At 68.9% G+C, this 12,664-nt stretch carries 13 protein-coding genes; 2 read left to right on the top strand and 11 right to left on the bottom strand.

What is annotated here, in order from left to right; translation table 11 throughout:
• Window positions 1-55 precede the first annotated feature (55 nt).
• Entirely contained in the window at window positions 56-1,093 is a 1,038-nt protein-coding gene (locus tag ACQY8B_RS23570; RefSeq protein WP_422088924.1) for a LacI family DNA-binding transcriptional regulator, read from the top strand.
• Window positions 1,094-1,109: 16 nt separating this feature from the next.
• Here the strand turns inward: ACQY8B_RS23570 and ACQY8B_RS23565 are convergent, their stop codons facing one another.
• The 3 genes from ACQY8B_RS23565 to ACQY8B_RS23555 are packed head-to-tail and all read right to left on the bottom strand — an operon-like array spanning window position 1,110 to window position 3,398.
• Window positions 1,110-1,457, bottom strand: a complete 348-nt coding sequence (locus tag ACQY8B_RS23565; RefSeq protein WP_422088923.1) for a hypothetical protein — start codon at window positions 1,455-1,457, stop codon at window positions 1,110-1,112.
• A 16-nt stretch (window positions 1,458-1,473) separates the two neighbouring features.
• A complete protein-coding gene (locus ACQY8B_RS23560; protein WP_422088922.1) occupies window positions 1,474-3,147 on the bottom strand; it encodes a hypothetical protein in 1,674 nt (557 codons plus the stop codon).
• 56 nt (window positions 3,148-3,203) lie between these two features.
• Window positions 3,204-3,398, bottom strand: coding sequence for a DUF1127 domain-containing protein (locus ACQY8B_RS23555; RefSeq protein WP_422088921.1), 195 nt, complete (start codon window positions 3,396-3,398; stop codon window positions 3,204-3,206).
• A 124-nt stretch (window positions 3,399-3,522) separates the two neighbouring features.
• Here ACQY8B_RS23555 and ACQY8B_RS23550 point away from each other — a divergent pair, with 124 nt between their 5' ends.
• Entirely contained in the window at window positions 3,523-4,413 is an 891-nt protein-coding gene (locus ACQY8B_RS23550) for a LysR family transcriptional regulator (RefSeq protein WP_422088920.1), read from the top strand.
• 15 nt (window positions 4,414-4,428) lie between these two features.
• Here ACQY8B_RS23550 and ACQY8B_RS23545 read toward each other — a convergent pair whose 3' ends face one another.
• The 8 genes from ACQY8B_RS23545 to urtD all read right to left on the bottom strand — a co-directional run bounded on the left by ACQY8B_RS23545 (window position 4,429) and on the right by urtD (window position 12,655).
• Window positions 4,429-5,076, bottom strand: coding sequence for an ANTAR domain-containing response regulator (locus ACQY8B_RS23545; RefSeq protein ID WP_422088919.1), 648 nt, complete (start codon window positions 5,074-5,076; stop codon window positions 4,429-4,431).
• 330 nt (window positions 5,077-5,406) lie between these two features.
• Window positions 5,407-6,561: a transporter substrate-binding domain-containing protein gene (locus ACQY8B_RS23540; protein WP_422088918.1), complete on the bottom strand. Its 1,155-nt coding sequence runs from the start codon at window positions 6,559-6,561 to the stop codon at window positions 5,407-5,409.
• Between the two features lie 40 nt (window positions 6,562-6,601).
• Window positions 6,602-8,248, bottom strand: coding sequence for a nitric oxide reductase activation protein NorD (locus tag ACQY8B_RS23535; RefSeq protein ID WP_422088917.1), 1,647 nt, complete (start codon window positions 8,246-8,248; stop codon window positions 6,602-6,604).
• Complete coding sequence (locus ACQY8B_RS23530) at window positions 8,245-9,063, bottom strand: CbbQ/NirQ/NorQ/GpvN family protein (protein WP_422088916.1); 819 nt, start codon at window positions 9,061-9,063, stop codon at window positions 8,245-8,247. The genes ACQY8B_RS23535 and ACQY8B_RS23530 overlap by 4 nt, the downstream gene beginning before the upstream one ends.
• Window positions 9,060-10,070, bottom strand: coding sequence for an alpha/beta fold hydrolase (locus tag ACQY8B_RS23525; protein ID WP_422088915.1), 1,011 nt, complete (start codon window positions 10,068-10,070; stop codon window positions 9,060-9,062). The genes ACQY8B_RS23530 and ACQY8B_RS23525 overlap by 4 nt, the downstream gene beginning before the upstream one ends.
• 11 nt (window positions 10,071-10,081) lie before the next feature.
• Window positions 10,082-11,119: an aliphatic amidase gene (locus ACQY8B_RS23520; protein WP_422088914.1), complete on the bottom strand. Its 1,038-nt coding sequence runs from the start codon at window positions 11,117-11,119 to the stop codon at window positions 10,082-10,084.
• Window positions 11,120-11,164: 45 nt separating this feature from the next.
• Window positions 11,165-11,854 carry an urea ABC transporter ATP-binding subunit UrtE gene (urtE, locus tag ACQY8B_RS23515; RefSeq protein WP_422088913.1) on the bottom strand — a complete coding sequence of 230 codons (690 nt, stop codon included), beginning with the start codon at window positions 11,852-11,854 and terminating at the stop codon, window positions 11,165-11,167.
• A gap of 18 nt (window positions 11,855-11,872) precedes the next feature.
• Entirely contained in the window at window positions 11,873-12,655 is a 783-nt protein-coding gene (gene urtD, locus ACQY8B_RS23510) for an urea ABC transporter ATP-binding protein UrtD (protein ID WP_301505015.1), read from the bottom strand.
• Window positions 12,656-12,664: the final 9 nt, after the last annotated feature.

The raw sequence follows: 12,664 nt of genomic DNA, 5'->3' as shown, positions 1-12,664 counted from the left end.
TGAGGCAAGCATTGGCACACGCCGCCTGCCGCCTGCGCGACAATCGTTTGCACCAATGAGCACCAGCCCGCCTTCTTCCCCGTCTTCCGGCACCGTCACCATCCGCGACGTCGCGCGTGCGGCCGGCGTGCATGTGTCCACCGTCTCGCGTGCGCTCAGCCCCGAGAAGCGGTCGCTCATCAGCGACGAGGTGTTGCGCGTGGTCGAGGAAGCGGCGCAGCGCCTGGGCTACCGGCCCAACCGCGCGGCCTCGGCATTGCGCACGGGCCGCACCCACACCATCGGCGTGCTGGTGCCCGACATCACCAACGCGGTGTTCCCGCCGATCCTGCAGGGCATCGAGGCCAGCGCGGCGGCGCGCGGTTACTTCGTGTTCGTCACCAACGTGGCCGACCCGGCGCTGGCGCGGCCGGTGCTGGAGCGCATGCTCGCGCAGCGCGTCGACGGCGTGGTCATGGCCACCGCCACGCGCGACGATCCGCTGGTCGACTTCCTCGCCAAGGCCGGCATGACGGCCGTGCTGGTCAACCGCGCCGACGAAACCGGCCGCCTGCCGGCCGTGGTCAGCGACGACCGGCTCGCGATGAAGCTCGCGGTCGATCACCTGGTGGCGCTCGGCCACAAGCGCATCGCACACCTGGCGGGGCCGCAGACCATTCCGACCGGCGTGGGCCGGCGGCTGGGCGTGGAGCAGGCCCTGCGCGACCACCGCATGAAGGCCTTCCGCGTGGTCGAGTGCGCGAGCTACAGCCGCGAGGCCGGCGCGCTGGCGATGAAGCAGATGCTCGATGCCGGCGCGGCCCCGCAGGCGGTGGTGTGCTGCAACGACCTCGTCGCGCTGGGCGCCTATGACGCGCTGCGCGCGGCCGGGCTGCGCGTGCCGCAGGACATTTCCATCACCGGCCACAACGACATGCCGCTGGTCGACATGGTCGACCCGCCGCTCACCACCATCCGCCTGCCGCACCGAGAACTGGGCTGGCGCGCGGCGGAGATGCTGTTCGACGAGATCGACGGCCGCTCCATGTCGGCCTCGACCGTGGTGCTGCGCCCGGAGCTGGTGGTGCGCCAGTCGACCGCCGCGCCGCGCTGACGATCGGCGAGGCGCCTTACTTCATGCGCCACCACAGGGCGGCGATGTCGTCGCTCAGGCCCGCCAGCAGCAGCGCCACGGCAACCAGCACCACCAGCGCCTTCGCGCGCCGCGACATTCCTTCCCTGGGTGCGAAGTCTTCGGCACGGCCGCTGAAATGCACGCCGCAGTAGGGGCAGCGCAGCACGTAGCCGAAGATCGGCTCGCCGCAGCGGATGCAGGGCACTTCGCCGGGGCCCGGCTCTGACGCGGACGACGAGGCCGCGTCGCGCGCGGCTTGCTCCGCGGCACGCTGTTGCTGCTGACGGGCGCGGCGCTCGCGGTGCGCTGCCAGGTCGATGGGTTCGTGGGAGTTGTCGGGCATGGTCGGACCCCGAAGTCTAGGACGCGTTTTTCTTTCGCGCAGGCGGCCGGCGCGGCGGCTTTGCCTCCAGCACCAGTTCGGCCGGCAGCGTGTCGTTCCACGATTCGGTGAAGTAGGCGCGGTCGCTCGGCACCAGCTGCGGCAGCGCCTCGCGAAGCAGGGCGAGCGATTGCTCCGCCGCCTTCAGTTCGCCGGCGTGCGCGGCGTACCAGGCGTGCTCGAACAACAGGCTGCAATGCTGCAGGCCCGGGTAGCGGCGGCGGCCGGCCTGATGGTCGGCCAGCCGCGCCTGCGCCACCTGCACCCAGCGCGCGGGCCAGTTCGTCGCGTCGAAAGCATCGGCGAGCGGTCCGGCCAGCTTCGAGATGGAGGCCGGGTCCAGCGGCTTCTGCGCGCGAAACTGCGCGAGCGTCGGTTGCTTCTCGGGCCGGCAGTGGCCGCGCGCGATGCGCATCAGGTAGATCGCGTTCCACGCCGAGCGGCCCTGGCCGTCGGTATGGCCGCACAGCCACTCGCTGAAGGCGATCCACTGCACCGCGCGGCGCGTGGTGTCGGCGTTGCCGTCCTGCGCCAGCGCGGGCAGGTCGGACAAACCCACGCGGTCGAACAGCCACGCGGCCATGCCCATGTTGGCGGCCACGTGCTGCGCCGCGTCGAAGGAGTGCGACTCGAACGCTGCCGCCAGCGCTTCGCCGAAGCGGCGCAGCGATTCTTCGGCGAGCGCGGCTGCGGCCGGCTTGTCGTCGGCAGAAAGGCCGAGTGCGCGCGAGCGGCACACCAGCGCCCACAGGTTGCACCACTCGAAGCGCACGTCGGGGTGGTGCCGCAGCACCAGCCCGCGCGCCGCGTCGTCGGCCATGCCGCCCAGCAGCGACTGCGCCAGCGGCAGGTCGCGCGCGGTGTAGGCGCACCATGCGGAGACGATGCATTCCATCGCGCCAAGGTAGTCGTTGCCCGCCACGTGATGCGCGAGCCGCTGCTTCTTCAGCGCCTGCAGCCGGCGCCGCGCCTGCTCGTTGTCGCCGAGCCGGCGCCACAGCATGGCCTCGTTGAGCGTTACCAGCGCGCGCTGGAAGTCGGTGGCGGCCAGCGTGCCGGCCAGGCGTATCGATTCGAGCGCGCTGGCCGGCTGGCCGCTGGCACTCGCGTCACCGGCGCTCATGCCCGCCACCGGCGCCATCAGCCGGCCCTGCCGCGCCGCCTGCTGGGAGGCGACCAGCTGCTTCCAGAACGCGGCGTCCTGCAGGTGCACCGCGTCTGGCGGCGGCGAGCCGGCTGCTGCCTGCGACTTGCGCGCGCGCAAGCCGAGGAACGACGCCACCTCGGCGGCCGTGGCCGCGCGGCCCTCCACCAGCACGCGCACGCGCCTGGCTTCGGCGGCCGACAGCCAGAACGGGCCCTGGCTGCGCCGCTCGGCATTGAGGAAGCGCGGCTCGCGCAGCGTGTCTTCGCCCCAGCCGACCTCTATGTTCCAGGCCTTGAAGTCGCGGAACGCACGGCTCACGACCATGCGCAGCGTGCTGGCGTCGGACACTTCGCCGCGCAGGTCGGCCAGCCGCACGACGCCGGTGCCGGACTCGTGGGCGTGCTGCATGCGCACAAGAAGCCAGAGCGACTGGAAGGCCGCGCGCCGGCCGTTGACCGACTGCGGCGAAGTGAGTTCGATGGAGAGAAGAGCGGGCTTGGACACGCCCCGAATTGAACCTCAAAACCGGCGCGATACCTGAAGAAAAGTGCCGAGCCGGCTCAGTAGCGGTGGCTGTCCAGCAGCTCGGGCACTTCGCTGCGACCGATGCCCAGGTCGCGCAGCTCGTGCTCGCTCATGCCGGCCAGGTGCTGCGTGTCGGTGCGCGCGCGGCGGCGATTCACCACGCGGCGGCGCCAGCCGCGCAGGGCATGGATCAGGCGTTGATGAAAAGTCGATGGATTCGGCGCGGTCACTATGGGCTCCTTGGTTGGGAGCGCTCATCTTCCGGCGGCGCGTGCTATTGTGGAAGTTGAGAATCCTGAGGCTTGCAATCAGCTTTGCTGATGGCACGATCTTTCACCCCAACACGGCGGCCCGATGCGACAACTCAACCTCGACCAACTGCGCACCCTCATCGCCATCGTCGACCTCGGCACCTTCTCGGCCGCGGCCAAGGCGCTGCATCTGGCGCAGCCGACGGTGAGCCTGCACATCAGCGAACTCGAGTCGCGGCTGGAGGCGCCGCTGGTGGTGCGCGGCAACCGCCGCATCACGCCGACCGCCGCCGGCGCGGCATTGGTCGAGCGCGGGCGCAAGCTGCTGCGCGACACCGACGACGCGGTAGAGGCCGTCAAGCGCCAGGCCGAGGGCCGCACCGGCCGGGTGCGGCTGGGCACGTCCACCGGCGTGCTGGTCGACCTGCTGCCGCAGGTGCTGGAGGCGCTGGGCGCGGAGCATTCGGGCATCGACGTGGAGGTGAGCATCCGCGGCTCCTACGAGGCCATGGAGCGGCTGGCGGCGGGCACGCTCGACATCGGGCTGGTCGCGATTCCGCAACCACCGGTGCGCGGCATCGTCGTCACGCCGTGGTGCGAACAACCCATGATGGCCTTCGTGCCCCCGCGCTGGAAGGCGCCGAAGCGCGTAACGCCGGCGTGGCTGGCGGCGCAGCCGCTGATCTTCAACGAAGCCACCACGCACATGTACCGGCTCACGATGGAGTGGTTTGCCGAGGCGGGCTTCGCGCCGCGTGCGCGCATAGAACTCAACTACGACGCCGCCATCCGCAGCCTGGTGGCGGCCGGCTACGGCGCGGCGTTGCTGCCGCTGCAGCAGAGCACCGACAACGTGCGCGGCGACCGCATGCAGATCCTGCCGGTGAGCCCCAGACTCACGCGGCGCGTGGGCATTGCGCACCGGCAGCACGCGGCGCTCGACGGCGCCACGCTGAGCGTGCTGAAGGTGCTGACGGCGTTCCGCCAGACCTGAGCGGAACCCGGTAGATCAGCCCGCGTCGGGCTTGCGCATGCCGAGCGAGAGGATCTCGTTGGCGTTGACGATGGCGGTGGCTATTTCTTCGGTGGTGGTGCGCTTGCTCATGGCCTGGTCGCGGATCAGGTCGTAGGCCTGGCCTTCGGACACGTCGTGCGTCTTCATGAGAATGGCCTTGGCTTCGGCGATGCGGCGTTGCCCCAGCAGCTTGGCCTCGACCTTGCGCAGCCGCTTGGCGAGCGAGCGTGCCTCCTTGTGCGCCTCGCGCGCCACCACCAATGCCGAGAACAGCCCGAACGAGCGCACCGGCGAAGGCAGCACCGCCTTGGCGCCGATTTCCAGCACGGCTTCGATGATGGTCGGGTTCTCGTAGGTCACGACCGCGATGATGGCCGGCGCGTCTTCGCTCTTGGTCCATTCGAAGCGCAGGTTGATGAAGTCGGGCTGCACCGCCATGAAGGCCACGTCGATGCCTTCGGGCAGGACTTGCACGGGTGGCCAGAAGGCCTGCACCTGGCAGCCGATGCGTTGCAACTGTTGTGTAAGTTGGCGGCCGTCGCTGTCGTCGGGGTGGATCACGGCGATCTTCAGCAGTCGCAGCTCTTTCAGCTGCGGCGGCGTGACGCGCAGGGTGTGCCGTTTTGGGGCTGTGCCTTCCACTTTCAGGCCTTCTTGTTTTCTTGGCGCTGTTGTTCGGGGCGAGTGCACAGGCCGCCGGGTACTCCCCTCCGCGAATGTCCCCCGGGGCTGCGCCCCTCCTCCTTTATTTCGCTGCGGGGAGCACCCGACGCCCTGTGCACGAGGCACGCTGCCGGTCTGCAGCCGATCAACCAGCGCTCTGTCCAACGATCACGTCGATGGGGTGCCTTGCGCAGCGAAATAAAGGAGGAGGCCGAAGGCCGGGGGACATTCGCGGAGCAAGGTACCCCATCGGCGTGATCGTGCCCCGAATGCCTCCTGGAGCGACAAATGGAAGAACGGAAGTTCATCCTAGATCTCCAGCGTATCCAGCTTGGCCGTCCAGTCGCCCAGCGAGTGGGTGACAAGGTAAGGGTCCGGGTACACCGCCCGCGTCGCCTGCCGGACGATGGTGAACTGCCCGTGCGCGTCGACCCGGCCGATGCGTGGGTACAGGCATGTGTGATGGTTGGCCGGATCGATTTTCACCAACCCCTGCGGCGCATCGAACTCGCTGCCCAGGATGTGCGGAAGAATCTCCGCGATGCCGTCGCTCCCCGCCTGCCGGTAGGCATTCGCAAAAATGTGCATCTGGAAATACGAAGCCTCCCAGCACAGGTTGGGCACGCAGCCGTCACCGAAGCGCGCGCGCAGCATCGCGAGGCAGCGCCGGTTCGCGGCCGAGTCGATCGACTGGAAATACGGCGCCGCCGTGAAATGCCCCGTTGCCACCCCATGGCCCATCTGCGAAATCTCGGCCTCCGAGGTCGTGAGGCTGGCGATCGGCATCGTCTTCGGGTCGAAGCCCGCCTCGGCATACGCGCGGTACAGGCTCGCGGTGGAGTCACCCACCACCGTCGAGAAGATGAAGTCGGGCCGCTTGTCGCGGATGTCGTCCATGATGGCCCGGTAGTCGCGCTCGCCGGCATCCAGCGCCACGTAGCGTTCGCCCAGCTTCTCGCTGCCGGGGCGCTGCATCACCAGCTCGCCCATGATGCGGTTCGACTCGTAGGGGTAGATGTAGTCGGAGCCGATCAGGTACACCCGCGCGCCGAAGTTCGTGGTCATGAACTCGGCCAGTTGCACGCTGTTCTGGTTGGGCGCCGCGCCGGTGTAGATCACGTTGCCCGAATACTCGAAGCCCTCGTAGAGCGTCGGGTAGAACAGCAGCTTGTTCCACTTCTCTATGACCGGTATCACCGCCTTGCGGCTGCTCGACATGTAGCAGCCGAAGATCACGTTCACGCGGTCCTGCACGATCAGCTTCTCGGCAAGCTGGGCGTAGCGCGCGGGGTTGGACTGCGGGTCGTAGCGCACCGCCACGATCTCGCGGCCGTCCACGCCGCCTGCCGCGTTGATCTCCTCGATGCCGAGCAACGCGCCCTGCAGCTGCGAGAGTCCGATGGTCGATGTGACGCCGGTTTCCGAATAGAGGATGCCGACGCGTATGGGGTCCTTGTCAGCCACGCTGAAGTCTCCTGGGGTGTCGAATCATCATAGTCTTCAGTCAGTGGGCCGCGGCAAGCCGTGCGCTCATGCGCGCGAGCCGCACCGGCAGGCTGCGCGCGTCGTCGGCGATGCAATAGTTGCGCCAGCCGAAGATGCGCCGCACATAGGCGTCGGCCGTGCCGTCCACGGCGATGCAGGCGGCGCGCACGCCGGCGTCGCGGGCCTCGGCGACGGCCTGGCGGGCGTCCTCGATCAGGTATTGCGGATCGTGCACGTCGATGTCGGAAGGCGCGCCGTCGGTCACCAGCAGCACCGCGCGCTGGCCGGGCGGCTCGGCTTGCATCAGCGCGGCGGCGTGGCGCAGCGCGGCGCCCATGCGGGTCGAATAGCGCCCGCGCAGCGCACCGATCATGGCGCGCGAGGGCGCCTCCAGCGGCCGGCCTGCTTCGAGCAGGCGGTAGTAGTAGACCTCGGCGCGCGTGTTCGAAGAGAAGCCGTGGATGGCGAGCCGGTCGACGCCGCGCGCGTTCGAAGCGGCCAGCAGCAGCGCGGCCTGCTTTTCTATGTCGAGCAGCGAGGCGGCATGCGGGCCGGGATCGTTCGCCGACGCCGACAGGTCGAGCAGCACCAGCACGCTCGACGGGCGCGGGCCCTTGCCCGGCCGCATGAACAGGCGCGCGTCGGGCCGCAGCCGCAGGCGCCGGTCGACCAGCACCTCGATGGCGGCGTTCAGGTCGATGTCGTCGCCCTCCCACTGGCGGCGCAGGCGGTGCGTGCGGTCGAGGTGACGCGCGCGGGGCAGGGCGAGCGGGGCGATGCGCTCGTTGCCGGGCGCGGCCTGCTCACGCCCCGGCAGCAGGCCCTGCCACGCCGGCAGCTTCTCGATCACCGTGCACCAGTCGGGGCGCAGGCGCTCGAGCTTGCGGTCCCATTCGGGATACGTGTAGCGGCCGAGTTCGATGTCGCCCGCGGCATCGGCGGGGGGCGGGCCGCCGTCTTCGCCCGGCGCATCGGCAGGCGGTGGCGGCCGCGCGCCCGCCTGCTGCAGCGCGATGGCTTCGTCAGGCGCGGTCTCCGTCTCGGCGAATTCCCACAGGTAGCTGTTGTCGTCGCGCCAGGGCGCGGGCACGGCGTAGTCCTGAGGCTCGAAGCGCACGCGCATCTGGCCCAGGTCGTTGGCGAGGATCGAGGCGATGGCGCGGAAGGCGTCGTAGTCCTCCAGGCCCGTGCCGGCGGCGGTCTCCTCGAACAGGCGGCGCGCCTTGTTCACCCAGTGGTTGTCGTCGATCGCATCGGGTAGCAGCAGCAGGCGGTCCACGCGCGCGATGAGCGCTGCGAAGCGCAGGTCGAGCGGGTCGGGCACGGGCGGGAGCGATGCGGCGAACCAGCCGTGAAGGCCGGGGAAGTCGCGCCACAGCAGGCGCTCGACGCGCGCGTCCTCGATGGCCGAGACCACGGCGATGCCCATCGGCTTGAGCCCATGCGCCGGGCGCGCGGGCCGCGAGTGCCGCAGGTGCGCGACCGCATGCGCGACCATCGCGCGGCGCAGGTTCGGCTCGCCGGTGCCTTCGGGCAGCAGCAGCTTGCGGCCCGAGAGCACCGCGCGCGTGCCCGTGCCTGCCAGCGCCTGCACTTCCACATCGACGCCCGCCAGGCCGCGCGCCAGCAGCGACAGCGCACCGAGGCCGCCGTGCCCGTCGTTCATCCGAACTGCGCCTCGACGAAGCCCAGCAGCGCGCTCGCCATGTCGGGGTCGTCGGTCAGCGCGCGGGTCATCGTCATCTCGCAGCTTTCGCGCGGCGTCACGCCGTCGCGGATCAGCACGCCCGCGTAGATCAGCATGCGCGTCGACACGCCCTCGTCGAGCCCGTGGTGCTTCAGCTCGCGCGAGCAGCGCGCGATGGCCACCAGCTTCGCTGCAAGCCCGGGGTCGACGCCGGCCTCGTGCGCGACGATCTCCGCCTCCAGCGAGCTGCCGGGGTAGTCGAACTCCAGCGCCGCGAAGCGCTGGCGCGTCGAGGGCTTCATGTCCTTCGCGCTGCTCTGGTAGCCGGGGTTGTACGACACCACCAGCTGGAAGTCGGGGTGCGCGTGCACCAGCTCGCCTTTCTTGTCGAGCGGCAATATGCGCCGCGCATCCGTCAGCGGGTGGATCACCACGGTCGTGTCCTGCCGCGCCTCCACCACTTCGTCGAGATAGCAGATGCCCCCGTGCCGCACCGCCAGCGTCAGCGGCCCGTCGTGCCAGGCGGTGCCGTTGGCGTCGAGCAGGTAGCGCCCCACGAGGTCCGACGCCGTCATGTCCTCGTTGCAGGCCAGCGTCACAAGCGGCCGTCCGAGCGACCACGCCATGTGCTCCACGAAGCGCGTCTTGCCGCAGCCAGTCGGGCCTTTCAGGATCAGCGGCATGCGGTGGCGGTACGCCTGCCGGTAGAGCGCCACCTCGTTGCCGGCGGGGCGGTAGAAGGGCTCGGCCTCGATGCGGTAGGCGGCCAGCGGATCGTGGACGGGTGCGTTCATGGCGTGGCGAGCAGTTCCTTGAGGGCGTCGTCGATGAAGCGGGTGTCGGCGGGGCTGCTGCCGCCACCCGCGAAGTGGCCCCACACGCCGGGGATCGGGCGGCACTCGGCGTTCGGCATGTGCGACACCTCCCACTGGTTGTCGGCCACGGGAAAGTACAGGTCGCGCTCGGCGGGCATCACGATGGCGCGGGCCTTGATGGCGCCCAGCGCTTTCTTGAAGTCGCCCTTGAACACCGGGTTGTCGCTGATGTCGCCGTGCTGCCACGACCACAGCATGGCGAGCAGGTTGTTCGCGTCCTTCTTCAGGAAGAAGCCTTCCCAGTAGCCGACCAGGAAGTCTTCGAGCGAGCTGAAGCCCAGCTCGCGCCACAGTTCCTGCATGTAGAAGGGCTGCGACAGGCCCCAGCCCGCGTACACGCGGCCCACCGCGCGCAGCCCCTTGCCCGGCGGCGTGGTGTACCAGCCGCCGTTCCATGCCGCGTCGGCCGTGAGCGCGGCCTTCACGCCTTCGAGGAAAACGATGTTGTGGGGAGCGGTCTTCGCCGAGCCGCAGAAGGGCGCGATGCGCTTCACCATGTCGGGGTAGAGGCAGCCCCACTGGTTGGTCTGCTGCGCGCCCATCGACCAGCCCACCACCAGCGCCACCTGCCGGATGCCGAACTTCTCGGTCACCAGCCGGTGCTGCAGCGTCACGTTGTCGTAGAGCGTGACGTTCGGAAAGCGCGAGAGGTCGTAGGGCTCGGGCGTGTTGCTGGGGGAGGACGACAGCCCGTTGCCCAGCATGTTGGGCACGATGATGAAGTACTTCGCCGGGTCGAGCGCCATGCCCTGGCCGATGAGCCACTCGTTGTCGTGGTGCTGCCCCGAGTACCAGGTCGGGTAGACGATGGCGTTGCTCTTGTCTGCATTGAGCGTGCCGTAGGTCTTGTAGGCGAGCTTCGCGCCGCGCAGGGTGGCGCCCCGCTGCAGCACGACGTCGCCGAGTTCGAAGATTTCGCAGTCCATGGCGCGGCGCGTCAGCGGTGCTTGGCCGGTTCGTTCGGAATGCCCTCGATCGGGCATTCGGGCGTGCCCACCGTGCTGCGGGTGAACGACTCCACCATCTCGCGCGTGCCCTCGGGGTCGTTGATCCACTGGGTGTAGAAGTTGTACGGGCAGGCCGCCACGCCCTTGTCGCCGTCGCCGGAGTTGATGGTGCCGGTGTAGCCGCGGTGCACCAGCTTGAACAGGTGGTTCTGCGACTGGCCGTTCTTGCGCGCGTCGCGGATCAGGCTCATGGAGAGTTCGGCGTAGTTGATGCCCATCTCTTCCTCGCCGCATTCGCCGAGCGTGCGGCCGTCGAAGCCGATGAGCGCGGAGTGGCCGAAGTACGAGTACACGCCGTCGAAGCCCGCTGCGTTGGCCACCGCCACGTAGGTGTTGTTCATGAAGGCCATGGCCTTCGACACCAGGATCTGCTGCTCCTTGGCCGGATACATGTAGCCCTGGCAGCGGATGATGAGTTCGGCGCCGCGCATCGCGCAGTCGCGCCAGATTTCGGGGTAGTTGCCGTCGTCGCAGATGATCAGGCTGATCTTCATGCCCTTGGGGCCTTCGCTCACGTAGGTGCAGTCGCCCGGATACCAGCCCTCGATGGGCACCCAAGGCATGATCTTGCGGTACTTCTGGACGATCTCGCCCTTGTTGTTCATGAGGATCAGCGTGTTGTAGGGCGCCTTGTTCGGATGCTCCTCGTGGCGCTCGCCGGTCAGCGAGAACACACCCCACACGTTGGCGCGGCGGCAGGCGTCCGCGAAGATGGCGGTTTCCTCGCCGGGCACGGTGGCGGCGGTGTCGTACATCTCCTTGGCGTCGTACATGATCCCGTGCGTGGAGTATTCGGGGAACACCACCAGGTCCATGCCCGGCAGGCCCTTCTTCATGCCGACCAGCATCTCGCCGATCTTGCGGGCGTTGTCCAGCACCTCGGCCTTGGTATGAAGGCGGGGCATCTTGTAGTTGACGACCGCGACGCCCACGCAATCGTTGCTGCTCGAAATATCACCATGTCTCATGACGCTGCTCCTGAAAGAGGGGTTGAAGAAAGAAGGGAAGTGCTCTCACACGGTCAGGAAGGACCTGACCTTGTCCTGGTCGAGCGTCGCGCGCGCCTCGTCGTGCACGAGGCGCCCGCGGTCGATGACGAGAAAGCGGTCGGCCAGGTCGAGCGCGAAGCTCAGCACCTGCTCCGACACCACGATGGCGAAGCCGCGCTCGGCGCGCAGCACGTTCAGCGTCTGGGCGATCTCCTTGATGATCGAAGGCTGGATGCCTTCGGTCGGTTCGTCGAGGATCAGCAGCTTCGGCTCGGAGATGAGCGCGCGCGCAATCGCCAGCATCTGCTGCTGGCCGCCCGATAGGTTGCCGGCCTTGCGCTGCTTCATGTCCTTCAGCACGGGGAAGAAGCGGTAGAGGTAGTCGGGCACCGTGCGGTGGCCGGACTTCGCGGCGCCCGAGAGGATGTTCTGCTCCACCGTGAGGAACGGGAACACCATGCGCCCCTGCGGCACGAAGGCCAGGCCCTGCGCCACGCGCTGGTAGCTCGGCAGCTTCGTGATGTCGGCGCCGCCCAGGCGGATGCTGCCGCCGCGCGCGGGCAGGAGGCCGATGAGCGATTTCAGCAGCGTGGTCTTGCCCATGCCGTTGCGGCCCATGATGGCCACCGCCTCGTCGGGTGCGACGCGAAGGGACACATCGCGGATGACGTGCGACTCGCCATAGGCGACGTCGAGTTCGGAGACTTCGAGCATTTGTGCTTCTCCTTGTGCTCAATGGCCGAGGTAGACGTCGATCACGCGCGGGTCGGACTGCACTTCGGCGGCCGTCCCCTCGCTCAGCAGCCGGCCCTGGTGCAGCACGGTCACGCGGTGGGCGATGCGCTTGACGAAGTCCATGTCGTGCTCGATCACCACCACCGACTTGCCCACCGAGATGCGCCGCAGCAGGTCGCCGGTCTGCTCGCGCTCGCGCGGGCTCATGCCGGCCACGGGCTCGTCGAGCAGCAGCAACTCGGGCTCCTGCATCAGCAGCATGCCGATCTCCAGCCACTGCTTCTGGCCGTGGCTGAGCTGGCCCGCGCGGCGCTCGAGCTGGTCGAGCAGGAACACGTCGGCCGCCATCGCGTCGATGCGCTCGCGCAGCGCCGCCGTGCGCCGAAAGGCCAGCGACTGCAGCAGGCCGTGCATGCGCGGCAGCGAGATCTCGAAGTTCTCCAGCACCGTCAGGTCTTCGTAGACCGAGGGCGTCTGGAACTTGCGGCCCACGCCGGCGCGCACGATCTCGTACTCGTTCAGTCGGCCGAGGTCCTGGCCGTTGAACAGCACGCGGCCCGCGCTCGGACGGGTCTTGCCGCAGATCATGTCCAGCAGCGTGGTCTTGCCCGCGCCGTTCGGGCCGATGATCACGCGCAGCTCGTTGCGCTCGACCGCAAGGCTCAGGCCGTCCACCGCCTTGAAGCCGTCGAAGGACACGGTGAGGTCTTCGACGCGCAGGATCTGCTCGTTAGAGGGCGGCACGGCCGAGGCGGCCCGCGGCAGGCCCCCGTTGGGCATGGTCATGGT

It is taken from the genome of Variovorax sp. (genome assembly GCF_965279555.1).
Taxonomy (GTDB): domain Bacteria; phylum Pseudomonadota; class Gammaproteobacteria; order Burkholderiales; family Burkholderiaceae_C; genus Variovorax.
Note: the sequence above shows the minus strand (reverse complement) of the source record. Positions and strands in the feature narration are given on the sequence as shown.

Excerpts from the sequence above, each read along its gene's own strand:
- ACQY8B_RS23570 (WP_422088924.1), top strand. The coding sequence starts at position 56 with ATGAGCACCAGCCCGCCTTCTTCCCCGTCTTCCGGCACCGTCACCATC.
- urtD (WP_301505015.1), bottom strand. The coding sequence starts at position 12,655 with ATGCCCAACGGGGGCCTGCCGCGGGCCGCCTCGGCCGTGCCGCCCTCT.
- ACQY8B_RS23520 (WP_422088914.1), bottom strand. The coding sequence starts at position 11,119 with ATGAGACATGGTGATATTTCGAGCAGCAACGATTGCGTGGGCGTCGCG.
- urtE (WP_422088913.1), bottom strand. The coding sequence starts at position 11,854 with ATGCTCGAAGTCTCCGAACTCGACGTCGCCTATGGCGAGTCGCACGTC.
- ACQY8B_RS23535 (WP_422088917.1), bottom strand. The coding sequence starts at position 8,248 with ATGAACGACGGGCACGGCGGCCTCGGTGCGCTGTCGCTGCTGGCGCGC.
- ACQY8B_RS23525 (WP_422088915.1), bottom strand. The coding sequence starts at position 10,070 with ATGGACTGCGAAATCTTCGAACTCGGCGACGTCGTGCTGCAGCGGGGC.
- ACQY8B_RS23565 (WP_422088923.1), bottom strand. The coding sequence starts at position 1,457 with ATGCCCGACAACTCCCACGAACCCATCGACCTGGCAGCGCACCGCGAG.
- ACQY8B_RS23550 (WP_422088920.1), top strand. The coding sequence starts at position 3,523 with ATGCGACAACTCAACCTCGACCAACTGCGCACCCTCATCGCCATCGTC.
- ACQY8B_RS23530 (WP_422088916.1), bottom strand. The coding sequence starts at position 9,063 with ATGAACGCACCCGTCCACGATCCGCTGGCCGCCTACCGCATCGAGGCC.